A 24,106-nucleotide genomic window follows, 5' to 3' on the forward strand; every position below is an offset into this window, starting at 1 on the left:
ACAATCGGCTACAACGTTGGCTCTCTGTAGGTGGTGCACGCCCATCGCTTTCAGAGAGCGGCATCATCGGGGTTCAGACATGCCTATTATGTATTCGCGTCACATCAAGGCCTTCATGGCCAGTCTTTGGATGGCGACGATGGTTTATGGCTCGGCGGCTTTAGCGCAAACGATTGGATTGCCGCAGCAACCGGCCATCCACAGCACGATGGCAACGCAGTCGGTCATGCTCAGTGTGGCCCGGGCAGGGCAGCGGTTGGTGGCCGTGGGCGAGCGAGGTTTCATTATCGTCTCGGATGACAACGGGGCGACCTGGCGGCAAGTCGGTTCGCCGGTCAGCGTGACGCTGGTCAAGGTGCGGTTCATCGATCACAACCAGGGCTGGGCGGTCGGGCATGCAGGGATCGTCCTGCACAGCGCGGATGGTGGAATGACCTGGGCGAAACAGCTCGACGGCATCCAGGCTGCCGAAATCGAACTGGAACAAGCCAGGCGCGACACCGACGGGCAGGCCCCGGAGCGTCTTTCCCTGGCTCAACAGTTAATGGATGAAGGGCCGGATAAGCCGTTGCTCGACCTGCTTTTCCTCGATGCACGAAACGGTTGGGTAGTGGGGGCCTATGGTCTTGCTTTCGTCACTCATGACGGCGGGCTCAGTTGGCAATCCATTCGCTCCAGCGTAGAGAATCCAAACGGTTTGCATCTCTACGGTATCGCGCAGGTAGGGACCGATGTCTTCATGACGGGCGAGCAGGGGACGTTGCTACGTTCCAGCGACACGGGCCAGTCCTTCGAGGCGCTGCCGCCCCCTTATGAAGGAACGATCTTCGGTCTAGCAGTCACCGACAACCATTCGATCCTGGCGTTCGGACTGCGTGGTAAAGCCTTCGAGTCGCGGGATCGCGGCGAGACCTGGAAGCGCCTCGACACCTTGCAGCCGGTGACGTTGACCAGCGGTCTGCGTCTTGATGACGGTTCGGTCCTGCTGGCAGACGAATCGGGCCGGGTGCTGCGTTTTGCCGATGGCGATACACAAGCCACCGCCCTTCAGATACCTCAATCTCGTTACTTCACGGGCATGACGCAAGCGGCGAACGGTGACCTGATCATCAGCAGCACGCGGGGCATGCTGTCGTCCACCCTGAAAGTGGAATCGTCGGAGCCGTCACGATGAACAGTTTTACGCACTCTGCCGAACACTCGCCTGCACTTGCATCATCAACGTTTGATCCTGCTTCCGGGACCTTGGTCGAGCGATTGCTGTTCAATCATCGCAGCATTTTGCTGGGCATCTGTGTGCTGCTCAGCCTGGTGCTCGGCTATCAGGCGCTGAGCCTGAAGCTCAATGCCGCCTTCGAAAAAATGATCCCCACGGATCACCCCTATGTGCAGAACTATCTGCAAAACCGCAGCCAGCTGGGAGAGGGCGGCAATACCTTGCGGATTGCGATCGAGGCCAGGCAGGGCAATATTTTAAGCGCCGCATACCTGGAAACGGTCAAGAAGATCAATGACGAAGTGTTCTTGCTCCCCGGTGTCGATCGGTCCTACATGAAGTCCCTCTGGACGCCGGCCACGCGCTGGATTGGCGTGACCGAGGAAGGCTTCGACGGCGGGCCAGTCATCCCGGACGATTACGACGGCTCGGCCAAAAGCCTGGAACAGGTGCAGCAGAACATCGAGCGTTCGGGCGAGGTGGGGCAGCTCGTGGCCTCCGATTTCAAGTCCAGCATCGTGCTCCTGCCGCTTCAGGAAAGCACCTCGGATAACGGTACTCCGCTGGACTACAACGCACTGTCAAACCGACTCGAACAGATTCGGGCCAAGTATGAAAACCAGGACATCAAGATTCATATCACCGGTTTCGCCAAGGTGGTGGGGGACCTGATGGACGGCATGCGGCAGATGCAGCTGTTCTTCGCCGCGACCCTGGTGATCTGCGCGCTCGTGTTGTTCTGGTACACCCGTTGTGTGCGCAGCACAGTGCTGGTGCTGCTGTGCTCGATCATCGCGGTGGTCTGGTTGCTGGGCTTGCTGCCGACCCTGGGGTTCGACCTGGATCCGTATTCAATCCTGGTGCCGTTCCTGGTGTTTGCCATTGGCTTGAGCCATGGCGCCCAGAAAATGAACGGCATCATGCAAGACATCGGGCGCGGTGCCGACAAGTTGGTGGCGGCGCGCTTCACTTTTCGCCGGCTGTTCTTGACCGGACTGATGGCGCTGGTGGCGGACGCCGTGGGCTTTGCGGTGTTGATGATCATCAAGATCCCGGTGATCCAAGACCTGGCGGTTACCGCGACCTTGGGTGTACTGACACTGATCTTTACCAATCTGATCCTGCTGCCGATCTTGCTGTCATACACCGGCGTGAGCAAAGTGGCGGCGCAACGGGAAGCCGCCAACGACCGTTTTTCCCAGCTGGACGCCCATCACGCGCGGCATCCGCTCTGGGCTTTCCTGGATCGCTTCACCGAACGCAAATGGGCCACCGGCGCGATCCTCATCGGAGGGGTGCTGGGGGCGGTGGGCTTTGCCATCAGTCTTCACGTCAAGATTGGCGACTTGAATCCCGGCGCACCGGAGCTGCGTCCCGAGTCGCGCTACAACACCGACAACCGCTTCATGGTCAGCAATTTCTCCGCCAGCAGTGACAAGTACGTGGTGATGGTCAAGACCCCGCAGTATTTCTGCGCCAATTATCAGACGTTGGTAACAGTGGACGCCCTGGAGGCGCAACTGCAGCAGCTGCCGGGCGTGGTGTCCACCACCTCCCTGGCGGCATTGAGCAAGCAGGCCGCCGCCGGCATGAACGAGGGCAGCATGACCTGGTATGAGATCCCCCGTAACCAGGGGCTGCTCAATGCAATCATCACCCGCGCACCACGGGAGTTGTTCAACCAAAATTGCGATCTGCTGACGGTGTACGTCTACCTCACTGACCACAAGGCCGACACGCTCACTCGCGTGGTGCAGACCGTCGAGCAGTTCGCCGCGAGCCATGACAGCGATCAGATTCAATTCCTGAACGCGGCGGGCAATGCGGGGATCGAGGCTGCCACCAACATCGTCGTGAAGCGTTCGAACGTGCAGATGTTGTTCATGGTGTACATAGCGGTCATTGCCCTGTGTTTCATCACGTTCAGGTCCTGGCGAGCCGTGGTCTGTACGGTGTTGCCGTTGATGCTCACGTCCGTGCTGTGCGAAGCCTTGATGGTGGGGCTCAACATTGGCGTAAAGGTGGCGACCCTGCCAGTGATTGCCTTGGGGGTGGGAATCGGTGTGGATTACGCGCTCTACATCCTCAGCGTGACGCTTGCCAACCTGCGCAATGGTTCAAGCCTGTCGGATGCCTATTACCTGGCGCTGTTGTCCACCGGCAAGGTCGTGGTGATGACCGGGATTACCTTGGGCGTGGCGGTGACCACCTGGGTGCTGTCGCCGATCAAGTTCCAGGCTGACATGGGTATTTTGCTGGGTTTCATGTTCGTCTGGAACATGGTGGGGGCGTTGATCCTGGTGCCCGCTCTCGCGCATTTTCTCCTCAAGCCCAGGCCACAACCCGTGAGTATTTAAATGACTGTAACGATAAATATCCTGGGCTTGTCCGGCAGCCTGCGTCGGCAGTCGGCACATACAGCGATCCTGCGTACAGTGGCCGAACGATTGCCTGAGCATGTCCGGTTGACGCTCCATGGATTGGACAGTATTCCCCCATATAACGAGGATGATGATGGCGCTCATGCGCCACAGGCCGTGATTGCCTTGCGCGCCGCCGTGGCGGCGGCCGATGGGGTATTGATCGGCTCGCCGGAGTACAACCACGGTATGTCCGGCGTGTTGAAAAATGCGTTGGACTGGTTGTCCCGTCCTCATGGGAAATCGGTGCTGCAGGGCTGTCCGGTATTGAGTTTCACTGCCTCGCCGGCATTCACCGGAGGGGTGCGTGCGCATCAGCAACTCAATGAAACGCTGTGGGCGATCCAGGCGGTGCAGGTCGTCTACCCGCAGATCGTGATCGGTAACGTGACCAGTAAAATAGATCAGGGGAAGCTACGGGACGAATCAGCCCGGGCTTTTTTATTGGATGGAGTTGGCGTGTTGATCACGCAGATCGCTAACGCGCCTATGAGAGGACGTTCACGTTGCTCTTGATGCCCGCTGGAAACGAGTCCAGAATTAAGTCCATTACCGCTTCAGGAATAACGGAAACCCTTTATATTTCAATGGGTCGGACACCTGATACGAGTCTCGTTTCCCGCTCCAAGATTCAGAAAAAAGCCACTCAGATGAGTGGCTTTTTTTTGTGCCTGAATTTTATAGGCAGAGGCGCGAGTTCGTTGGTCCCTCAAAGGGTTCTGGCCGGTGGACGCACCTGAAACCCAAACACTCGACGCTGATGTAATCGGGCCGGCGCCTCCAACGCAGGCGCGCTTGGATCATGGCGCCCATATCTGTGCATTACGGGCATCCACTGCCTTGGGCAACAGCCCCGCCGCAAAAAACGCATCGGCGATGTTCTGTTGTTCTTCAAGCTGATCGGCTTTTACCGGCTGGACCTGATAGCTGCGATGGGCGTTGGCGGCCTCGACCGTTTCCGCATCCAGATTTCCCCATAAAGGCCCCAGCGCCTGAGCCGCGTCGCGAGGATGGTTCTTGACCCAGTGCCCGGCCTCCTCAAGCTGCTCGTAAACCAGCTTGAGCACTTCGGGATGCGCCTTGGCGTAGGCATTGCCGGTCAGGTAGTAACGTTTGTAGCTCGCCAGCCCGGTTCCGTCAGCCAAGGTACGTGTCGGCAGTTGACGTTGCACACCACTGAGGAAGGGCTCCCAGGTGACCCAGGCATCGACTTTCCCGTTCTCGAACGCGGCCCGGCCATCGGCGGGCGTCAGATAAGCGGGTTCTATGTCGGAGAACTTCAAGCCGGCCTTTTTCAGGGCCGCGATCAACAGATAGTGGGCGCCGGCAGCCTTGGTGACCGCGACTTTCTTGCCTTTCAAATCCGCCAGTTGCTGCAACGGTGAATCCTTTCGCACGACGATGGCCTGGGCTGAAGGCGAGGGTGCTTCCTGGGCGAAGTATGTCAGCTTGGCCTGGGCGGCCTGGGCAAAGATCGGCACGGTATCGGCCACGTCGGCGCTGACGTCGACATTGCCAACGTTCAGTGCTTCCAGCAGTGGCAAGCCGCTGGGGAACTCGTGCCAGCTCACATCGGTGTTGGCTTCGGCGAGTGCCTTTTCCAACTTGCCTTGGGTTTTGAGCAGCGTGATCAGGGTCGACGACTTCTGGTAGCCGATGCGCAGGGTTTCCCGTGCCTGGGCCGGGAGCGCAAGGGCCGACAAGAATAATACAACGACCGCGCCGGCCAGGGCGGGACGACGGAATATCGCCCCTGGGTTCTTGATCAGTCTGGACATGGCATTCTCGACATTGACTAAAGATGGGGTAAACACCCAAGAATCCTATTGTTCTAAAAAACAATTTATAAATACTTTTTGAGTATTAGCTTAAGCGGTTTTTCAGGCGTCAGAGGTCGTAACGCACAGACAGCAAGAGGGTTCGCGGGTCGTTGACGGAGTAGTAGCGGGCGCCGCTGGAGGGCACGTAGCCGACGGCCTGGGGGTAGGCGCGATCGAGCAGGTTTTTCACCGACAGCGTGGTGGTCCAGTGACCGTCGCCGGAGATGTAGCGGGTGTTGGCGTTCCAGAAGGTCTGCTGGGGAATTTCCTGGACGTCGTCGTTCAACGCGTTGGCGTAGGACCTGGTCTGAAACTGGGCATCGGTGCCGGCCAGCCAGGTGCCGGGCAATCCGGCAGGGACGGTGTAGTTCAGGCCGACGCTGGTGTTCCAGCGCGGCGAGTACACCAGTTGCTTGCCGTTGGCATCGACCCCGGCGCCGCTGGCGTTTTCGAAGTCGTCATACTGGCTTTGCAGGTAACCGAGGTTGAAGGTCAGTTGCAGGTCGTTGGTCAGTGCGCTGAGGGTCTCCAACTCGACGCCGTAGGTGTGCGCCTGGCCAACGTTGGTCCGCAGGCTCACCCCCAGCGCCGGGTCGTAGGCGTTGGTCTGCAGGTCCTTGTAGTCGTTGTAGAACAGTGCGAGGTTGGCGCGCAGGCGGCGGTCGAAGAAGTCGCCTTTGAAGCCGGTTTCCCAAGTGGTTACGTCTTCCGGAGAAAACGCCTGCTCGGCGGCAGCCTGGGTCGGCGCGCGGTTGTCGTAGCCGCCGGCCTTGAAGCCTTTGGCGACGTAGGCGTACTGATTCAGATGCGGCGTCCAGGCGTATTCGAAACCGAGTTTCGGGCTGGTGGACTGCCAGGATTTGCTCGAGTCGGCCGTGAAGTTGGTGCCGGTGATCTGGCGGTTGGTGGTGACGGCGTAGTTGGTGTAGTCGAAATTCTTGTGTTCGCGAGTGAACCGTAGCCCGGCGATCAATGACAGTTGCTGCGTAACCTTGTAGCTGCCCTGGCCATACAGCGCATAGCTTTCGGTATCGGTCGTACTGTACTGGCCCTGGCCGATCACCTGGTTGCGGGCAATCGAATAGGTGAGGCTGTCGCGCTCGGCGTCGAACTTTTCCCGGTACAGGTACAAGCCCGTGCTGAAACTGAAATCTTCATAGTCGCCGTTGAGCTGGAACTCCTGGGTGGCGTAGTCCTGCTTGTAGGTGATCAGACTGTTCTGGATCAGGGCGGCCTGGCCGGAGTTGTCGTAATCCACGGGCTGGTTGAACGCCGAATAGGCCGTCACCGACTTGAAGTTCAGGTGATCATCAATGCTGTAGATCGCCCGCAGCACCGAGCTGCCCTGGTCGAGACGGTTCTTTGGATTGAGACTGCTGTAGCTCTTGAACTTGTCGAAGTGGCCGTCGGCGTCGAAGGGTGTGTAGCTGGTGGTGTCGCCGCGGTCGAAGGTGCCGGCCAGGGTCAGTTGTACATCCCAGGGCGAATCGATGGGGTTGAAACGCAGCTTGCCGCGGTACGACTGGAGGTCGACGTTGTTCACATCCTCGCCGCGCGTGGGATTGGAAACCGTGCCGTCGCGGGTCAGGCGGATCGCCGAGAAGCTGCCGAACAAAGTGTTGTCCACCAGCGGGCCACTGATCAGCAGACGACCGTTCTGGGCGTTGTAGTTACCGGCGCCGAGTTCGAAGAAACCGCGGGTTTCCTGGGTCGGGTCGCGGGTGATCACACGGATCGCGCCGGCGCTGCTGTTGCGCCCGTAAAGCGTGCCTTGCGGGCCGCGCAGGACCTCGACGCGCTCGACGTCGTTGAAGTCGAGCATCGAGGAAATCGCCCGGGGGATGTACAGGTCATCGGCGTAGACCGCCACGGCCGCTTCCTGGATCGGATCGGTTTCGCCAATGCCGCGGATCCCGTAGGTCTGGGCGCTGTAGGAGATCGACTGGCGGCTGAGGGTCAGGTTCGGCACTTGTCCGGAGAGATCACGAATGCTCTTGATCTGCTTGTCTTCCAGAGCGTTTTCGTCGAACGCGGAGATCGCCAGCGGTGCTTTCTGCAAATCCTCGCTGCGATGTTCCGCCGTGACGGTGACGACGGGGAGGGCGCCCTCCTGGGTGTTTTCGTCGGCGTGGGCCGACAATCCGAACAGGGCCAGCGATACGGCTAGCGCCAGACGGTTGGAAGTGAAGGTGTCGTGCATGGTGAACCCCGGGTGTGTGCAGTGGCTGCGTTGGCGTTGTTTTTTCGGGCAAGGCGTTGCCACAGTCATGGCTTGGAAGGCATGGCGGCGTTGGCTTGGGCCGGTTTCGGGTTGGGTGTCGCAGTTGACCGTGGGGTGGTGTCGGCCGGGAAAACGTACAGTTCCGAGAGCCTCCACCTGGTCAGGGGTCGGTGATGGTTGTAACAGTATTTGTATAACCGGGCGCTGTAAAAGTCCGTTTTGTTATAAGTTAATTATAAAAAATAGACATTACTATTAATAATAAAATGCACAATGTTAATGTTGTACCGATGCGTGCATGCACAAGAAACTGTGGGAGCGAGCCTGCTCGCGAAAGCGTTGGGTCAGTCGACATCATCGTTTACTGACACACCGCCTTCGCGAGCAGGCTCGCTCCCACAGGTTACTCTTTCCCCAAGGGTTTCCTTTCGCCAAATCGAGCCGGGTCAATACCCGCGCTGTACATCCGCCAGGTTCTCCGGCACCCATCCGGCCAGGAAACGCTCCAGATTCGCCAGGAAGCTGTCGGCGATTTCGTAGCGACTGTTGCTGGAAATCGCCGAGGTGTGGGGGGACAGACGCATCCTGGGATGGGTGTAGAACGGATGGCCATCGGGCAGTGGTTCCGGTTCGGTGACGTCCAGGGATGCGAGGCCGATGAGTCCGCTGTCCAGCGCCTCAAGCAACGCGTCCTGGTCCAGCAAGCCGCCCCGGGCGATGTTGATCAGGTGCAGGCCCGGCTTGGCGCTGGCGAGCACGGTGCTGTTGACGATGTGCCGGGTTGCTTCGGTCAATGGCGCGGCCAGCACGAGGTGATCGGATCGGGAAAACAGCGCATGGATATCTCGTGCTGCCTCGATGCCCTCGACGTCGAAAGGGGTCTGGCTCTGGCGCAACGCCAATACGTTGATGCCCAGGGCATGAGCCTTGATCGCCAGGCTGCGACCAATCGCACCAAACCCCAGGATTCCCAATGTGCTGCCCTTGAGGGGCGCCAGGGCGCTGAAATTCCATTGCGCATCGTGCACCCAGATATCCGGTAGCCGCTTGGCTGCGGCAAAGATCGCGGCCAGGGCGAATTCGGCGATGTTCTCGGCGGCGCTGCCCCGGGAGGTGCTCACGGGTGGGCCGTCGAAAAGCCATCTGGGGTAGAAGTCGATACCCGAAGACACCACCTGGACCCATTTCAAGCCGTACGGCCAACCCGGAGGTGGCGTGTCCGGGGCCAGATAACCGCGCACATTGATCGGCCGCGCCAGCAATACAGTGGCGGTGGCCGGCAGATCGCTGGGAACACCGGCCGGTACGGCAAGTACCTCGCTGCCAGGGTGTGTCAGCGCGAGGCGCTGGCGAATCACATCGTTGAAGTCTTCATCCAGTTGGCTGGCGATCACAAGCGTGCTCATGGAATGTCCTTTTTCTGGCGTTGGGCGAACACTGCCTTGCCGACGCCTTGCAGCACGGCATCGTTTTGCGGGGTGTGGACGCGGCTGCACAGAACATCGCGGTAATGCCGTTGCAGCGGATTGTGCCGTGACAGGCCGGGATTGCCGGACGCTTCGATGGCGAGCTCGACCGCACGGATCGCGTTGCCAGTCACCAGATACTTCAACTGCGCGGCGTGTTGGGTCGGGGTAAGCCCCTCGGCGGCGGCATCCAGCAGGCTGCGGTTGGCGAACAGCAGGGTATCGATGTGCCCGACGATTTCCTGGAAACGCGGCAGCGTCGCCAGCGCGGCACCGAGGTTGGACGGCTTGCGTTGTTCCAGCCAACCGACAAACCAATCACGCGCGGCTTGGGCGACACCGTCATACACCGCTGCCAGCAACACCGCCATCCACAGGAAGCCCTCGCTGTCGAGTTCCGGCTGCGGCGCACTCCAGGGGCTGACGCTGACGGCGTGATCCAGCGGCACCAACACGTTGTCGAACAGCACTTCGTGGCTGCAGGTGGCGCGCATGCCCAAGTGATCCCAGTCCTCGACGATGCTGATGCCTGGCGTATCCCGGTTGACCAGCCAGGCGCCCACCAGCGGGTCTTCATCGGTGCTGCGGGCCCAGACGCTGAACCAGGTCAGGCCATGGCTGCCCGTGGAATAGATTTTTCGACCGCTGATTCGCCAGCCTTCCGAGGTGCGCCTGGCAATGGTCGCCGGCAAACCGCCACGGGCCGGAGTGCCCAGGTCGGGTTCGACGCGCAAGGCATTGATCAGCGCACCGTCGCGAACGGCATCCTGGGCCACGCGCAAGCGCAATGCTTCGGGCCAGCTCCGGCTGTCCTGCAGGCGCGAGTGCTGGAGATATTGCATCACCAGAATCAGCGCTGTTGAGGGTTCGCCCTTGGCGACCGCCGCAATGACGTTGCGTGCCTGCGCCAGGCTGGCACCACCGCCGCCGAGTGCCTTGGGCACCGTCAGGGCCAACAGGCCGTGTTCGTGCAACAGCTTGAAGTTCTCCCGGGGGAATTCACCGCTCTCGTCATAGACGTGGGCGGTGGCGCCCAATCGTTGGCTGAGGCGTTCGAGCACGGTGTCGAAGTCGGCGACGTCGACCGATTGCAACAAGGGCGGACGTAAAGAGGAAAGACTCATGGCGGGTTCACTCGATCAAAAAGGTAAGCGCCTGCTACAGCCCGGCAGGGCTCACAGCGGCAGCAGGCGGAAATGGCGGTCCCACAGGGGACCGACGTCGAGCCGTTCGTTCAGCACGCCGGCCGCGAAGAACAGATCGGCGACTTCCTGTTGCGAGGCGATGGCCTGGTCATTCACTTCGATGATTGTCGTCGGCTGGCTGCGGTTGTTGTACATGTCGAGAAACACTGCTTTGTCGACGCCCAGCAACTGCGCCGACTTGGTTGCCCACGGCTCGGGATTGTTGTTGATCCATTCCCAGGTGCGCGCCTGGCGCTGGATGTAATCCTGGATCGCCTGTTTGCGCAGCGGGTCTTCCAGGGCCGCGGGTCGTGCGGCGATCAGGTAGTTGCCCGACAGATAACCCAAGGCGGTCTTGAGTACCCGGGCGCCACTGCGGAACTTCGCCAGTTGAATGAACACGCCATAAATCACCCAGGCATCCAACTGGCCGCTCTGGAATGCGCTGAAACCGTCCTGGGGCGTGAGTGCCACCGCAGTGATGTCATTCATGGTCAGGCCTTGTTCCTTCAGAGCCTTGATCAGGAAATAGTGGGACGTGGTCGAACGCACATAGCCGACCCGCTTGCCGCGCAACTGGCCGATCGATTCGATGGGCGAATCCTTGGGAATCAAGAACACCTGGTTGTTCACGTCACCTTGAAGCACGGCGATCAGGCGCGGTTGGCGGTGGCTCTGGATGGAAAAGATGGGTGGGATTTCACTCATGCCGCCGACATCCAGGCTGCCGGAAGCCAGCGCTTCGACGATCAGGTTACCGCCGGCAAACTCGGAATATTCGACCTTGTAGGGCGTGTTGCCGGTGCCGGCATCCTCGACGAAATAAGAATCCTGCCCACGGTAGGTGGCGACCCCCAGGGTCAGGTCCGCCAGTTGTTTGCCTTGGGCAAAAACACGCGGGGCGAGGCCCAGTGACGACAGCCCCAGAGCACCCAGGGCGAAGGAACTGGCCGTGAGGAAGTCGCGACGATTGATTGAGTTCATGCCACGGCCTCGCGAGTCGTCTCAGTCGCCTGGGGCGCCTGCGCGTAACGGTTGGTCGGCACTGGCAAGCCCAGGTTGTCCCGCAGCGTATGGCCGCTGTATTCGCTGCGAAACAGACCGCGCTGCTGCAGGACCGGCACGACCAGTTCAGTGAAATATTGCAGGCCGTCCGGCAGCAAGGAATTGATGATGAAACCGTCGGCTGCGCCGTTCTCGAACCAGGCCTGAATAGCGTCGGCGACCTGTTCGGGTGTGCCGACAAAGTCGCGCCGTGGTTGGGAGAAGCGCAGGGCGACCTCGCGCAAGGTCAGGCCTTCGTCACGGGCCAACTGTTTGATCCGGTCCGACCCACCTTTCTGGCTGTTGGCCCCCAGGTCGCCAAGTTCGGGGAAGGGAGCGTCCAGTGGGTATTGACTGAAATCATGGTCATTGAAGGGGCGGCCGAGGGCGACGATGGCATCTTCAATGCTCACCAGGGACACCGCCTGCTGGTAGCGCTCTTCGACTTCGGCTTCATCGCGACCCACGATCGGACGGATCCCGGGGAGGATCGACAGTTGTGCCGCTTCGCGACCGAAGCCCTTGGCGCGGCGTTTCAGGTCCTGGTAATAGGCGTGCGCGTCTTCGAAGTTTTCGGCGCCAACGAAAATCGCATCGGAGTTTTCGGCGGCGAAGTTTCGTCCGTCCTCGGAAGTCCCGGCCTGGAAAATCACCGGTTGGCCTTGGCGGGAGCGGGCGATATTGAGCGGGCCTTTCACCGAGAAGAACTCGCCCTTGTGCCCCAGCGCGTGCAGCTTGCCGGGGGCGAAGAATTCGCCGGTCTGTTTGTCATAGGTGAAGGCGTCGTCTTCCCAGGAATCCCACAGCCCCTTGACCACCGCCACGTGCTCCTTGGCGATCCGGTAGCGCACGGCATGGGGCGGGTGCTCGCTCTGGCCGAAATTATCGGCGGTGCCACTGAGCCACGACGTGACCACGTTCCAGCCAGCGCGCCCACCGCTGATGTGGTCCAGCGAGGCGAACTGGCGCGCCACTTGGTAGGGCTCCGTGTAGCTCACGGTCACGGTGGCCACCAGGCCGATGTTCGACGTCAGTGCCGCAAGCGCCGAAAGGATGGTCAGCGGCTCGAAGCGGTTGAGGTAGTGCGGGCTGGATTTTTCATGGATGTGCAGGCTGTCGGCGATGAAGACGAAATCGAACTTGGCGCCTTCGGCCAGTTGCGTCTGGTGCTTGTAGAAACCGAAGTCGGTGCTGGCATTGGGTTGCGCCTGCGGATGGCGCCATTCGCCCCAGCCGTGACCGACGCCATGGACCATTGCACCGAGTTTGAGTTGGCGTTGCTTGCTCATGGTTCTGCTCCTTTAGCGCGAAGCCTGGGTGAGGGGGGCACGCAGGGGGTTGAAGCTCTTGTCGAAGCCTTGGGAGACGTCGATGTGGCGAGTCAACAACCCTTCTTCCTGATAAATATCGGCGGTTGTCTGCAGGCCGCTGACCACCGCGTCGTCAATGGCTACTGGCTGCATGTGGGTCGCGTTGGCTACGGCCAGGTGCACGTCCAAGGGCAAACCAGTGATCTTGGCCTGTGCAGCGGCGTACTCGTTGGGGTGGTCGTTGCTCCAGCGATAGGCGCGGTCGACCCGGGCGACAAAATCGTCCAGTTGCTGGCGCTTGTCGGCAATGGCCTGGCTGGTGGCGGCGAGGTAGAGATGATTGCTCAGCAGGTTGCTACCGCTGACCAGCACCTTGGCCTGGCTTTGCGCGGTGACGACGGTGGTGAACGGGTCCCAGGTCGACCAGGCGTCCGCGGTGCCGTTATCCAGCACCAGCCGGGATTCGCTGGGCAGCAGGAAAACGAATTCCACGTCTGCGGTACTCAGGCCTGCGCTACGCAGGGCCTTGATAGCCAGGTAGTGCCCGATGGAGCCGCGCGTGGTGACGATGCGCTTGCCCTTGAGGTCGGAAACAGCCTTGATCGGAGAGTCCTTGGGCACAAGAATCGCAGTGGTGTTGCGTCCTTCGGCGTGGATGATGCTGACGACCTTGAGCGACGCACCGGCGCCCAGGGCGAACACATAGGGCGCGTCACCGAGGGCGCCGATGTCCACGGCCCCGGCATTCAGCGCTTCGCCCAGCGGCGCGGCGGCGGGGAACTCGGAAAACTGGATGGTGTAAGGCACGTCCTTGAGCTCGCCGGACACTTCCAGCAAGGCCTTGATAGTGGATTTCTGGTTGGCGACTCGCAGCGGCTGCAAGTCGGCGGCGTGGACCGAGCCAAAGGCAAGGGTGATCAACAACAGGGGAAGGGTCAGGCGCATTGCGGGGCTCCAGGCTGACAGTGTTGCGTTCAGTCGCCTCCGCCTGGAGAAGGGGTCGGCTGGTGTAGAGGGGCGATCATTCGGCCCCCTGTGCGTTCAGATGACAAAAAATCCGTGGGTGCCGTCGCGGGCCAGCTGGTCTACGAGGCCATACTCCCAATCCAGGTACGCCTGCATGGCTTCCCTAGGGCTGTCGGTGCCCTCGTAAGGTCGACGGTAACGGTCGATGCGCGGCGAGGCGAGGCGGGTTTCGCCCTGCTCCAAGGGCCGTTGCGCGGCGATCCAGGCGGCGGTGCCGTCGCGCAGCAGGAACACGGCTTTGCCGGTGATGGCCTCGACCTCGGCCACCGCCAACCGTGCCAACTGGCTGCTGCCGCAGGTCAGCACGTAACGTTGGGCGGAGGGCACTTTGCCGAGGGTTTCACTCAGTTGCGCGCGCAATACCCACCAGGCGCCCGGGATATGGCGCTTGACGTAGTTGGCGCTGCTGGTGAAATCCAGCACTACCGTGTCACCTTCGTCCAGCCATTGGGCAAGCGTGTCAGGGCTGATTTCCTCGGCCTGGGGCGGTACAGGAACGGGGGCTTTCCACGGGCCCCGTTCACTGAAGTGCGCCGGCTGCAGATCGTCCAGTACGTACACGTCCCAGCCCAGTTGCGCGAGCCAAGAGGCGGTCATGTTTGCCCGTACGCCGTCGTCATCGACCAGCGCCAGGCGCGCACCGCGGACGCTGGCGAAGTGATCGGTTTCCTGCACCAGTTGCCCGCCGGGGGTGGAACGGGAAGCGGGCAGGTGGCCGGCCTCGAATTCCTCCGGGGTGCGTACGTCGAACAGGTAGGTGCTGCGTGCCGGCTCCTGCTGCCAGCGATGCAGGTCGGCGAGGGTGGCGCGACCGACCAGCGCCTTGTCGGCAACCCGGCGGGCATCGCGGGCGGCAATGTCTCGATGTTCCTCGCCGGTGGCGGCGAATCGGCGTGACTGGCCGTGCTCCAGTGCCTGGCCGGCCAAGGTCCAGCCGATGGTGCCGTTGCGCAGGGCGGACACCGGGTTGGCGATGCCCGCATTGATCAATGACTGGGTGCCGATGATGCTGCGGGTACGCCCGGCGCAGTTGACGATGATTCGGGTGGACGGATCCGGCGCCAGCTCTCGAGCACGCAAGACCAGTTCCGCCCCCGGCACACTGATGCCGCCGGGAATGCTCATGGTCTGGTATTCGTCGAAGCGTCGAGCGTCGAGCACCACCACGTCGGCCTCACTGTCGAGCAGCGCTTTGACCTCTTCCGCCGCCAGTGACGGCGTATGGCGCTGACTTTCCACCAGTTCGCCAAAGGCCTTGCTAGGCACATTGACGTCGATGAACAGCTCGCCACCGGCCTTGCGCCAACCTTCCAGGCCGCCTGCGAGCACGCTGACATTGACATAGCCCAGGCCCTGCAAGCGCTGCACTGCGATGTCGGCCAGGCCTTCTCCGTTGTCATAGACCGTGACCTGGGTGTCGCGCCTCGGAATACGCGAGTAGACCTCCAGTTCCAGCTTCGACAGTGAAATGTTAGCGGCAAACAACGGATGGCCCTGGGCAAAGGGAGCCTCTTCACGCACATCGACGAGGGCCAACTCTTCACGGTCCAGCAACGCCTGGCGAATTTGCGAGTAGGAGCGGGTGCGTACGGTGCTCATAGGGCTTGGCTCTCTTTGGACAGGTCCCAGATGTTGGGGAGGAAGGCGTTGGAATAACCGGAAATGAACAGCTTCTCGCTGCCGTCGGGCTGGTACACCGCGCGGCGGACGGCGCCGATGTTGGCGCCATAGACGTGGATGCTGATGGACACCTGGTCATCGAAGGCATTGCTGACTTGATGGATGTCGCCAACCTTGGGAGAGACGGCTTCTACTTGACCGGGACGCAGTTCGACGCGTTCGCCCTCGGCGAGTAGGTGCCCGTCAGGGTGACGGTGAAAACCCTGGGAATATTCAGCCCCGCGCAGCATGCCGATCAGCCCCCAGACCCGGTGATCGTGGATCGGTGTGCGTTGCCCGGGTCCCCAGACAAAACTGACGACGCTGAAGCGCTGCCGTGAATCGGCGTGCAACAAATATTGTTGATAGCGCTCGGGGTCTGGCCTGGCGAAATCTTCGGGTAGCCAATCGTCGTGGCTGACGAGCTGGGCAAGCAGCTTGCCGCCGCGATGGAGCAGGTCGCCTTCGCGGGGATTGCTGTCGATCAACTCCGCCAGCGCGCCAATGAATGCTCTTAATCTCTCTGGGTGTCGGGCCTGGGTCATGGCACTTCCGTCTTCATGGGGATGCGTATGCTGTGTCTTATGTAAGCATAATGATTTGAAGTAATATGCTATTTTTTTATGATTAGCTTATAGCTGGAACGAATTTAGACTGGCTCGATCTAGCGTTAGAGGTTATTGGTCGGTGGGCTGGGCTATCCAGCCACGGGCAATGGCACTATGCTTTTCACACATCTTATTGACTGTTCTCTATGTGCGGGCCAAATGAAAATTGACGATATTGACGCCTTTGTCGAAGTGATTCGTTGCCAGTCCATCAGCCATGCCGCCGAGACATTGCAGTTGACGCAACCGGCGATCACGCGGCGCGTGCAGAACTTCGAGCTGGCGTTGGGTGTGGAGTTGTTCGACCGCAACACCAAGCCGCTCAAGCCCACCTTGATCGGCACGCGGGTCTACGAGCAATGCCGTTTGATCCTGCGGGAGATGGATGCCCTGCGGGAACTGGTCGCCACCGACGCGCCGCCGACCGGGCTGTTGCGCCTGGGTGTTCCGCAAACGATTGGTGATGTGGTGTTGCTCGATGCCCTCAAGCACTTGCGTAGCGAATACCCTGAGTTGCGCGCCCAGGTGGCCACGGGCTGGGGCAGTCAGTTGGTCGGCAAGATCGAGCGTGGCGAGCTGGATGCGGCGGCGGCGTTGTTTCCTGCCGGCAAGATCTTCCCCGACAACATTGTCGGGGAGTCGATCGGCAAGATGGAGTTGGTGGTGGTCTGTGCCAAGGCGCAACTGCCCAAGCGCCCCTGCAAGCTGGCCGATGTCTACCAGAATGGTTGGGTCCTCAATCCCGACGGCTGCGGTTTTCGCGCCGGGTTGCAGCGGACCTTGTCCGACCAGGGCTTGGCCCTGCGCGTAAACCTGGAAACCTTCGGCACCGAGTTGCAGTTGGGCCTGGTCGCCGATGGCCTGGGTCTTGGCCTGGTGCCGCGTCCGTTGTTGGAGCGCAGCGCCCATCGCGATCAACTGGCAGCCATGCCCCTCAAGGATTTCAAGCCGGTGATGGACCTGTGGCTGATCTACCCGCACTTTCTCGGCAACCTGCAAGGGCCGGTGGATGCCTTCGGCAAGCTGGTGGCCGGATCGTTGCAGAAGATCAAGAGTGCTGCGTAAGGCGTGGGGGAGCGTCCTTATAATAAAAAAAAATAATAATTAGCTTAGATTAAAATGTGCTTTTTATTATTTTTTGCCTTCCCCTAGGCTTGCTGGAGATCCTTAAGGCCATCCAGGAAGTCTCGTCATGAGCAGCGTCAGCCCACTGTCCAGCGTTTCGAAAAATGTCCGTCAACGCGTCACTCCCGAGGAATGGGAGGTACGCGTGAAGCTGGCCGCCGCCTACCGGTTGGCGGCCCTGTTCAAATGGACCGATCACATCTACACGCATTTTTCCGCACGCGTGCCCGGGCCTGACGAACATTTCCTGATCAACGCGTTCGGGTTGTTGTTCGATGAGATCACCGCTTCCAACCTGGTCAAGGTCGACGTCGATGGGACCCTCGTCGATGACCCGACGGGACTGGGCATCAACCACGCCGGCTATGTGATCCACAGCGCAATCCACGGTGCGCGTCCCGATCTGCAAGCCGTTCTGCACACCCATACCCGCGACGGCATCGCGGTGTCCGCCCAACGGGATGGCCTGCTGCCGATCTCCCAGCATTCCATCGCTTTTTCCGGGCGGGTGGCCTACCACGGCTATGAGGGCATCGCGCTTGACCTCGACGAGCGCGAACGGCTGGTGGCGGATCTGGGGGACAAGAGTGTGCTGATCCTGCGCAATCATGGCCTGTTGACTGCGGGCGTTAGCGTCGAACATGCGTTCCAGCAACTGCAAGGACTGGAGCGCGCCTGCAACATCCAGATCGCGGCGCAGGCCGCTGGCAATGCCGAGCTGATCTTTCCGCCCGCCGAGGTGGTCGCCAAGGTCGAAGCCCAGGCCGAGACGCTCAAGAAGGGCGATGGGCCGGGCGTTGCGCGGCATTGGAATGCACTGATTCGGCAGTTGGAAAGGACCGACCTCGACTACAAGAACTGAGCCTTTGGCAGTCAACCGGAAACATTGTGGGAGCGAGCTTGCTCGCGATAGCGGTGGACCAGCAATATCAATGTTGGCTGACACGACGCTATCGCGAGCAAGCTCGCTCCCACAGGGGATAGGTACTGACCGTGGATTTTGCCGTCAACTGGGTAAACATTGTGGGAGCGAGCTTGCTCGCGATGGCGTCAGGTCAGCCGGTATCGATGTTGGCTGGTCCATCGCTATCGCGAGCAGGCTCGCTCCCACCTATTCCGCGTGTCGCTTTCAAGCCACCTTTTCAGGAGCCTGGCGTTCGCGCTCGGCAATCAGTTGGCGGGTCAGCGGAATCAGCCGCTTGCCGTAATCGATGGCGTCTTCGAGCGGATCGAAGCCGCGGATCAGGAAGGTGGTGATGCCCAGGTCGTAGTAGTCGAGCAGCGCTTCTGCCACTTGTTCGGGGGTGCCCACCAAAGAGGTCGAGTTACCCTGTGCGCCCAGCAGGCCAGCGATGCCGGTCCACAGCCGCTTATCCAGGCGCGAGCCCTGGGCTGCGGCCGCCAGCAGGCGTCGCGAGCCTTCGTTCGGTGGATCCCGGCGCACGAATCCATTGCGTTCGGCCAATGTCCTCGCCTGTTGCAGGATGCGTTCGGCGCGTTCCCAGGCATGCGCCTCGGTGTCGGCCAGAATCGGTCGCAACGACAGGCTGAAGCGGATGCTGCGGCCATGCTTGGCGGCTTCGGCACGCACCTGGTTCACCACCTCGCGCACTTGCTCATAGGTTTCCCCCCACAGCGCATAGACATCCGCATGCTTGCCCGCCACCGCGATGGCGGCCGCCGACGAACCGCCGAAGTACAGTGGGATATGCGGCTGCTGCGGCGATTTCACATCCGAATGCGCGCCTTCGAACTGGTAATACTGGCCTTGATAATCGAAGGGCTTGTCCCGGGTCCATTCCTGGCGCAGCACGTCCAGGTATTCATCCGTGCGGGCGTAGCGCTCATCCTTTCCAATGTAGCTACCGTCGGCACGCAGCTCCCGATCATCGCCGCCCGTGATGATGTGCACGGCGGTGCGCCCGCCATTGAACACATCCAGCGTGGCGAACTGGCGAGCCGCCAGGGTTGGCGCAACGAACCCGGGTCGGTGAGCGATGAGGAACTTCAATTTTTTCGTCACGCTGGCAGCGTGGGAAGCGATCAGCGTGCTGTCCGGGCTGTTGGAATGAAACGCGACCAACGCCCGGTCGAAACCTGCTTCTTCGTGGGCCCGGGCCACTTTCTCCACATAATCGGGTTGCAGGGTTGGGCCGCTGCGAGGGTGGATCTCCGAGGCGTGGTGGCCGCCGATGAAACCGATAAATTCAACACTCATGGTGGATTCCTTTTCTTTGAACGGGTGTGATTTCACCTCCACCAGGCAAGGGGTCGGTTCGTGACGAACAAAGGTAGGCGTGCGTTGTTGGCCTGTGAAATGCCGATTTGTTCTATGTTAAGTATCAAATATATTAATTAAATATCTTAGAAATTATCAGGTATATGCATTTTAAGGTGAGCGGTTCGTGAGCCCGCCAACGACGCTGCCTGGGATGCAATATCATGCAAATAATTTATCTGAAAACGACAATATCTGATTTCTAATCATATTAGGTTATTCCCAAAAAGAATTTCACTGAGTTTTTTTATGCGAATAGCATGAAAGCGAAGCTGATGCATGGCGCCTCCGGCCATGTTCTTTATGAGGAAGGAAGCCTGATGAGCAACAAGACTTTCGAGACACAAGGCACCAGCAGCTCGTTATTCATCGACAAGACCGCAGGCCTCAGCGCAACGGCGCAGGGTGTATCTAGGCTGGCCCCAGACTGGTTGCGTCGTTGGCGCACGCCAGAAGCGCTGCTGCGCTTGATCAGCCCGATTGTGCTGCTGCTGTTGTGGGAACTGGCGTCGCGCTGGGGCCTGATCCCGCAGCGGGTCATTGCCGCGCCGTCGCAGATCGGCGGAACGCTTTGGGCCATGATCGTCTCGGGTGAGCTTGGCAAGCATCTGTTGGTCTCGCTGCAACGGGCGCTTGTAGGGTTGAGTATCGGCGTTACCATCGGTGTGATCGCGGCGCTGATCAGTGGCCTGACGAAACGCGGCGAGGTGGTCCTCGATTCGCCTATGCAGATGTTGCGCACCATCCCTTCGCTGGCCCTCGTGCCGCTGTTCATCCTCTGGTTCGGCATAGGCGAATTCACCAAGATCGCCCTGATTGTCATCGGCACCACCTTCCCGGTGTACCTGAACCTGTTTGCGGGCATTCGCAATATCGACCCCAAGCTGATCGAGGCGGCCAACACGTTGGGGCTGAGCCGTCGAGAGCTCATATGGCATGTGATTCTACCGGGCTCCTTACCCTCGTTTTTCGTCGGCCTGCGCTACTCCCTGGGCATTTCCTGGCTGGCCCTGGTATTCGTCGAGCAGATCAACACCACCGCCGGCATCGGCTACCTGGCCAGCGATGCGCGAGATTTCATGCGCACCGATGTCATCGTGATTTGCTTGCTCATCTACAGCGTCCTCGGTCTGTTGATCGACGGATTGATCCGCACGCTGGAGCGATTCGCCCTGGCCTGGCGCCCAACTTTTGTGAGGAACTGATATGTCGAGCATGGATCTGGTGAATGCATCCAAACCCACGGAATCCGTAGCGCCTGTGCAATTGCGCAACGTGGTGCGTCAATTCGGCCAGCAGCGGGTCATCGATGGCCTTGATCTGGACATCGCCCCGGGAGAGTTTGTCGCGCTGCTCGGCGCCAGTGGCTCGGGCAAGACCACCTTGCTGCGCAGCCTGGCAGGGCTTGACAGTATCGACAGTGGGCAACTGCGAGTGCCCAAGGCACGGGCAGCGGTGTTCCAGGAGCCCCGGCTGATGCCCTGGAAGCGCGCTTGGAAGAACGTGATCCTCGGCCTGCGCGTGCCCAACGCCAAGACCCGCGCGGTGGAGGCATTGACCGAGGTGGGCTTGGCCCATCGGCTGGAAGCCTACCCGGCGACGCTGTCTGGCGGCGAAGCCCAGCGGGTGGCGTTGGCCCGCGGTCTGGTGCGCGAGCCCAAGCTGTTGCTGCTGGATGAACCGTTCGCCGCACTCGATGCGTTGACCCGGATCCGCATGCATCGGCTGATCATCGATTTATGGCGCAAACACACACCCGCCGTGCTGCTGGTGACCCACGATGTGGACGAAGCGATCCTGCTGGCCGATCGGGTCATCGTGTTGGCCAACGGCAAGATCGCCGAACAATTGACGATAGATCTACCCAGGGCGCGGGACACCGGTCAGCAAGGTTTCCAGCAAATCCGTGCGCGTCTGCTGAAGTTGCTGGGTGTTGAAACGCTGGAAGCTGTGGCCCAGGCAAACGGCGCTGCGCTTCAGGCTACCAATGGCAGCGTCCGGCGGTTTGCCCATGGATAATCTGTCGACAAAGGCGTCCGCCATGCCCAGGTACACCTGGAAAAACACGGCTGCACTGTTGACCGGCGCCGCGTTGCTGCTGGCGGGCTGTGGCGAGAGCAGCGACACAAAATCAACTTCCGCCAAGGCTCCCGACTTGTCCAGCGTGACGCTGGTACTGGGCGATCAGGCCAAGGGGCTGCGCACGGTGGTGGAAGCATCGAACGCCTTGGAAGGTATCGAGTACAAGGTGCAATGGGCGAACTTCCAGGGTGCAGCGCCGTTGTTCGAAGCTTTGCGGGCCGGTGCTGTCGACCTGGCGCCGGCGGGTGATACGCCGGTGCTTGCGGCGGCAACGGGAGGCACGCCACTTCGGATTGTTGCGGCGCGGCGCGGTCAAGCGCGAGGGATCGCGATTCTGGTCCCGCCGGACTCAACGATTCGCAGCGTCGCCGATCTGAAAGGCCGCAACGTCGTGGTCTCGTCGGCCCGAGGCAGCATTTCCCAATACCTGCTGATTCGTGCACTGGCCAATGCCGGCGTCGATGAGAACGACGTGAAGGTGGGGTTTGTCCTGCCGACCGATGCCTTGCCAGCGTTCAACGCCGGAAAAATCGAAGCCTGGGCGACGTTTGGTGTGTACCAGGCGTTCGCCGAGCAGAAGGGCGCACGGGTGTTGCTCAGCGGGGGGGCATCAATTCGGGGCTGACGTTCATCACTGCGTCCGATGAGGTCTTGAACGATCCGCTCAAGCGCAAGGCGTTGAGCGATGTCCTCGGGCGGTTTGCCAAGGCTTTCGAATGGGCGCAGGACAATCGCGACGAGTACGCCCGGGTCTTCGCCAAGGTCAACGACATTCCCCTTGAGGTCTCGCAGACGCTGCGCGGTTGGGGCGACGAATCCCTGGTCCCGATTGAAGCGAGAGACGTCCAGGCCCTGCAGCAAGTCGATGACTTGTTCGTGGAAAAGAAGATTTTCCCCCATCGAGTCGACGTCAAGGCGCTGACGGATGAGCAGGTGTTTTCCCCGACGCCCTTGGTGTTGACGCAATCGGAATCGGCGCGTTAGCCCAGGTTCTGGCGCGCTCGAGTTGGACATTTACAGGAGTCGATCAATGGGCAATGTTCAGAGCGCCACCCGTGCCCTGGGAATATTCCGACGACCGCCACCAGGTGGCGAGTTGCTGGATCTTGGCCGGGTGTTCCGTGAGCCCTTGGGGTTGTCGCGGTTGCACACCACGCCCAAGCGCATTCTGAGTCGTCGCGAAGGACTCTTGCTGGGGGCTTTCGTTCTGGTGCTGCACGGCGCGGTGATTGTCTGGGTCAACCAGGCGCCCGCGCCGGTATTGCCCGTGGTGCCGCCGGAGATCCCGCCGATGACCATCGAGTTTTCCCAACCCGCGCCGCCGGTGGTGGAGCCTCCGCCGCCGGCGCCGATTGTGCAGCCAGTGGTCGAGCCACCGCCGCCGGTCGAGGAGGAGCTGGCCGTCAAACCTGCGCCGCCCAAACCGATTCCCAAACCCAAGCCGGTGGTCAAGCCGGTGCCAAAACCGGTGGCCAAGCCTGTTGAGCAGCCACCGGCACCTCCCGCGCCGCCGCAACCGGTTGCAGCCCCGCCTGCTCCGCCCGCGCCGAAACCGGTGACGCCGCCGTCGGCCAGTGCCGGTTACCTGAAGAACCCCGCGCCGGAATATCCATCGCTGGCGATGCGTCGTGGTTGGGAAGGCACCGTGTTGTTGCGGGTGCATGTCCTGGTCAGCGGCAAGCCCGGTGAGATCCAACTGCAAAAAAGCAGTGGCCGCGATCAGCTCGACGACGCTGCGCTGGCGGCGGTCAAGCGCTGGAGCTTCGTTCCGGCCAAGCAGGGTGACGTCGCCGTGGACGGGTGGGTCAGCGTGCCCATCGACTTCAAAATCAAGTAACTCAACGTATCCGAAAGACCGCGGGCCACCTGACAAAAGGCGCATCGCTACAACCGACTCAGCGCCTTGTTGGAGAGCCTGACCATGAATCTGATTGCATCGCCTTTTGAATCCATCGAACACGCCGTCATCTGGCTGTTGATCCTTTTTTCCGTCGCCACTTGGGGCCTGGCCTTGCTCAAGGGCGTGCAGTTCATTCGTCTCAAGACCCAGGACCGCAAATTCCACAAACGCTTCTGGGCCGCCTCCAGCCTCGACTCCGCCGCCGAACTGGCCCAAAGCCAACCGGGTGCTGCTGCCCGAGTGGCACTGGCCGGCTACGCCGCGATCCAGGTGCCAGAAGGCCAGCAAGCCACCGATTTGAGCCAGTCGATCAACCACCAGGACCGCCTGGAGCGCGCCTTGCGCCAGCAGATCGTGCGGGAACGCCGTTCGTTGGAAAGCGGCCTGGCCATCCTGGCGAGCATTGGCAGCACGTCGCCCTTTATCGGTTTGTTCGGCACCGTCTGGGGCATCATGTCGGCCTTGAAAGGGATCAGTGCGGCGGGCTCGGCCAGCCTGGAAACCGTGGCCGGGCCGATCGGGGCTGCCCTGGCCGCCACGGGCGTCGGTATCGCCGTCGCGGTGCCGGCGGTGCTGGTCTACAACTATTTCCTGCGCCGCCTGAAGCTGACCGCCGCAGACTTGGATGATTTCGCCCATGACTTCTACAGCCTGGCGCAAAAAAATGCCTTTCGCGTGTTGTTGCACCCGGTGTTGAACAAGCCTGGCGCGACCGTCGCCGGGCAACACGTCAAGGAGGCGTCCTGA

Annotated in this window: 19 protein-coding genes and 1 pseudogene; 10 read left to right on the forward strand and 10 right to left on the reverse strand. The window is 60.9% G+C overall.

Annotated features, from left to right (window positions below):
• The first annotated feature begins 88 nt into the window (after positions 1–88).
• Genes OC610_RS00090 through OC610_RS00100 form a run of 3 tightly spaced genes read left to right on the forward strand, consistent with a single transcriptional unit; the run spans position 89 to position 4,152 of the window.
• Complete coding sequence (locus tag OC610_RS00090) at positions 89–1,174, forward strand: WD40/YVTN/BNR-like repeat-containing protein (protein WP_264425941.1); 1,086 nt, start codon at positions 89–91, stop codon at positions 1,172–1,174.
• Positions 1,171–3,573 (forward strand): efflux RND transporter permease subunit, encoded by a 2,403-nt coding sequence (locus OC610_RS00095; protein WP_264425942.1) that lies wholly within the window; start codon positions 1,171–1,173, stop codon positions 3,571–3,573. The genes OC610_RS00090 and OC610_RS00095 overlap by 4 nt, the downstream gene beginning before the upstream one ends.
• Positions 3,574–4,152, forward strand: a complete 579-nt coding sequence (locus OC610_RS00100) for an NADPH-dependent FMN reductase (RefSeq protein ID WP_264425943.1) — start codon at positions 3,574–3,576, stop codon at positions 4,150–4,152. It begins immediately after the preceding gene.
• Positions 4,153–4,436: 284 nt separating this feature from the next.
• Here the strand turns inward: OC610_RS00100 and OC610_RS00105 are convergent, their stop codons facing one another.
• The 9 genes from OC610_RS00105 to OC610_RS00145 form a co-directional block, all read right to left on the reverse strand.
• Complete coding sequence (locus tag OC610_RS00105; RefSeq protein WP_264425944.1) at positions 4,437–5,414, reverse strand: aliphatic sulfonate ABC transporter substrate-binding protein; 978 nt, start codon at positions 5,412–5,414, stop codon at positions 4,437–4,439.
• A gap of 109 nt (positions 5,415–5,523) precedes the next feature.
• A complete protein-coding gene (locus OC610_RS00110) occupies positions 5,524–7,656 on the reverse strand; it encodes a TonB-dependent receptor (protein WP_264425945.1) in 2,133 nt (710 codons plus the stop codon).
• Positions 7,657–8,123: 467 nt separating this feature from the next.
• A complete protein-coding gene (locus tag OC610_RS00115; RefSeq protein WP_264425946.1) occupies positions 8,124–9,083 on the reverse strand; it encodes a D-isomer specific 2-hydroxyacid dehydrogenase family protein in 960 nt (319 codons plus the stop codon).
• Positions 9,080–10,267, reverse strand: coding sequence for an acyl-CoA dehydrogenase family protein (locus OC610_RS00120; RefSeq protein WP_264425947.1), 1,188 nt, complete (start codon positions 10,265–10,267; stop codon positions 9,080–9,082). The genes OC610_RS00115 and OC610_RS00120 overlap by 4 nt, the downstream gene beginning before the upstream one ends.
• Before the next feature lie 51 nt (positions 10,268–10,318).
• On the reverse strand, positions 10,319–11,311 hold the full coding sequence (locus OC610_RS00125; protein WP_264425948.1) for an ABC transporter substrate-binding protein: 993 nt from the start codon (positions 11,309–11,311) through the stop codon (positions 10,319–10,321).
• Positions 11,308–12,660 carry an LLM class flavin-dependent oxidoreductase gene (locus tag OC610_RS00130; RefSeq protein WP_264425949.1) on the reverse strand — a complete coding sequence of 451 codons (1,353 nt, stop codon included), beginning with the start codon at positions 12,658–12,660 and terminating at the stop codon, positions 11,308–11,310. The genes OC610_RS00125 and OC610_RS00130 overlap by 4 nt, the downstream gene beginning before the upstream one ends.
• 12 nt (positions 12,661–12,672) lie before the next feature.
• Entirely contained in the window at positions 12,673–13,626 is a 954-nt protein-coding gene (locus OC610_RS00135; protein ID WP_264425951.1) for an ABC transporter substrate-binding protein, read from the reverse strand.
• 96 nt (positions 13,627–13,722) lie between these two features.
• Entirely contained in the window at positions 13,723–15,306 is a 1,584-nt protein-coding gene (locus tag OC610_RS00140) for a rhodanese-related sulfurtransferase (RefSeq protein WP_264425952.1), read from the reverse strand.
• Positions 15,303–15,911 (reverse strand): cysteine dioxygenase family protein, encoded by a 609-nt coding sequence (locus OC610_RS00145; protein ID WP_264425954.1) that lies wholly within the window; start codon positions 15,909–15,911, stop codon positions 15,303–15,305. The genes OC610_RS00140 and OC610_RS00145 overlap by 4 nt, the downstream gene beginning before the upstream one ends.
• Before the next feature lie 222 nt (positions 15,912–16,133).
• Between OC610_RS00145 and OC610_RS00150 the strand changes: the two genes are divergently transcribed.
• Together OC610_RS00150 and OC610_RS00155 are read left to right on the forward strand one after the other, a co-directional pair.
• Positions 16,134–17,039, forward strand: a complete 906-nt coding sequence (locus OC610_RS00150) for a LysR family transcriptional regulator (protein ID WP_053184418.1) — start codon at positions 16,134–16,136, stop codon at positions 17,037–17,039.
• A 127-nt stretch (positions 17,040–17,166) separates the two neighbouring features.
• Positions 17,167–17,961 carry a class II aldolase/adducin family protein gene (locus OC610_RS00155; protein WP_264425955.1) on the forward strand — a complete coding sequence of 265 codons (795 nt, stop codon included), beginning with the start codon at positions 17,167–17,169 and terminating at the stop codon, positions 17,959–17,961.
• A 267-nt stretch (positions 17,962–18,228) separates the two neighbouring features.
• Here OC610_RS00155 and OC610_RS00160 read toward each other — a convergent pair whose 3' ends face one another.
• Complete coding sequence (locus OC610_RS00160) at positions 18,229–19,317, reverse strand: LLM class flavin-dependent oxidoreductase (protein WP_053184414.1); 1,089 nt, start codon at positions 19,315–19,317, stop codon at positions 18,229–18,231.
• Positions 19,318–19,697: 380 nt separating this feature from the next.
• Between OC610_RS00160 and OC610_RS00165 the strand changes: the two genes are divergently transcribed.
• The 5 genes and pseudogenes from OC610_RS00165 (at position 19,698) to OC610_RS00185 (ending at position 24,106) form a co-directional block, all read left to right on the forward strand.
• Positions 19,698–20,582 carry an ABC transporter permease gene (locus tag OC610_RS00165; RefSeq protein WP_264425956.1) on the forward strand — a complete coding sequence of 295 codons (885 nt, stop codon included), beginning with the start codon at positions 19,698–19,700 and terminating at the stop codon, positions 20,580–20,582.
• Position 20,583: 1 nt separating this feature from the next.
• Positions 20,584–21,396, forward strand: a complete 813-nt coding sequence (locus OC610_RS00170; RefSeq protein ID WP_264425957.1) for an ABC transporter ATP-binding protein — start codon at positions 20,584–20,586, stop codon at positions 21,394–21,396.
• 22 nt (positions 21,397–21,418) lie between these two features.
• Positions 21,419–22,443 (forward strand): annotated as a pseudogene (locus OC610_RS00175) (ABC transporter substrate-binding protein).
• A gap of 46 nt (positions 22,444–22,489) precedes the next feature.
• On the forward strand, positions 22,490–23,296 hold the full coding sequence (locus OC610_RS00180; RefSeq protein ID WP_264425959.1) for an energy transducer TonB: 807 nt from the start codon (positions 22,490–22,492) through the stop codon (positions 23,294–23,296).
• Positions 23,297–23,380: 84 nt separating this feature from the next.
• Positions 23,381–24,106, forward strand: coding sequence for a MotA/TolQ/ExbB proton channel family protein (locus OC610_RS00185; RefSeq protein ID WP_264425961.1), 726 nt, complete (start codon positions 23,381–23,383; stop codon positions 24,104–24,106).

The organism is Pseudomonas agronomica (genome assembly GCF_025917275.1).
Classification (GTDB): Bacteria; Pseudomonadota; Gammaproteobacteria; order Pseudomonadales; family Pseudomonadaceae; genus Aquipseudomonas; species Aquipseudomonas agronomica.

Bases quoted from the DNA above. Each gene is read 5' to 3' on its own strand.
- OC610_RS00145 (WP_264425954.1), bottom strand. From the start codon at position 15,911: ATGACCCAGGCCCGACACCCAGAGAGATTAAGAGCATTCATTGGCGCG.
- OC610_RS00160 (WP_053184414.1), bottom strand. From the start codon at position 19,317: ATGAGTGTTGAATTTATCGGTTTCATCGGCGGCCACCACGCCTCGGAG.
- OC610_RS00155 (WP_264425955.1), top strand. From the start codon at position 17,167: ATGAGCAGCGTCAGCCCACTGTCCAGCGTTTCGAAAAATGTCCGTCAA.
- OC610_RS00110 (WP_264425945.1), bottom strand. From the start codon at position 7,656: ATGCACGACACCTTCACTTCCAACCGTCTGGCGCTAGCCGTATCGCTG.
- OC610_RS00185 (WP_264425961.1), top strand. From the start codon at position 23,381: ATGAATCTGATTGCATCGCCTTTTGAATCCATCGAACACGCCGTCATC.
- OC610_RS00140 (WP_264425952.1), bottom strand. From the start codon at position 15,306: ATGAGCACCGTACGCACCCGCTCCTACTCGCAAATTCGCCAGGCGTTG.
- OC610_RS00115 (WP_264425946.1), bottom strand. From the start codon at position 9,083: ATGAGCACGCTTGTGATCGCCAGCCAACTGGATGAAGACTTCAACGAT.
- OC610_RS00095 (WP_264425942.1), top strand. From the start codon at position 1,171: ATGAACAGTTTTACGCACTCTGCCGAACACTCGCCTGCACTTGCATCA.
- OC610_RS00125 (WP_264425948.1), bottom strand. From the start codon at position 11,311: ATGAACTCAATCAATCGTCGCGACTTCCTCACGGCCAGTTCCTTCGCC.
- OC610_RS00105 (WP_264425944.1), bottom strand. From the start codon at position 5,414: ATGTCCAGACTGATCAAGAACCCAGGGGCGATATTCCGTCGTCCCGCC.
- OC610_RS00100 (WP_264425943.1), top strand. From the start codon at position 3,574: ATGACTGTAACGATAAATATCCTGGGCTTGTCCGGCAGCCTGCGTCGG.
- OC610_RS00130 (WP_264425949.1), bottom strand. From the start codon at position 12,660: ATGAGCAAGCAACGCCAACTCAAACTCGGTGCAATGGTCCATGGCGTC.
- OC610_RS00170 (WP_264425957.1), top strand. From the start codon at position 20,584: ATGTCGAGCATGGATCTGGTGAATGCATCCAAACCCACGGAATCCGTA.
- OC610_RS00165 (WP_264425956.1), top strand. From the start codon at position 19,698: ATGAGCAACAAGACTTTCGAGACACAAGGCACCAGCAGCTCGTTATTC.
- OC610_RS00120 (WP_264425947.1), bottom strand. From the start codon at position 10,267: ATGAGTCTTTCCTCTTTACGTCCGCCCTTGTTGCAATCGGTCGACGTC.
- OC610_RS00180 (WP_264425959.1), top strand. From the start codon at position 22,490: ATGGGCAATGTTCAGAGCGCCACCCGTGCCCTGGGAATATTCCGACGA.
- OC610_RS00150 (WP_053184418.1), top strand. From the start codon at position 16,134: ATGAAAATTGACGATATTGACGCCTTTGTCGAAGTGATTCGTTGCCAG.
- OC610_RS00135 (WP_264425951.1), bottom strand. From the start codon at position 13,626: ATGCGCCTGACCCTTCCCCTGTTGTTGATCACCCTTGCCTTTGGCTCG.
- OC610_RS00090 (WP_264425941.1), top strand. From the start codon at position 89: ATGTATTCGCGTCACATCAAGGCCTTCATGGCCAGTCTTTGGATGGCG.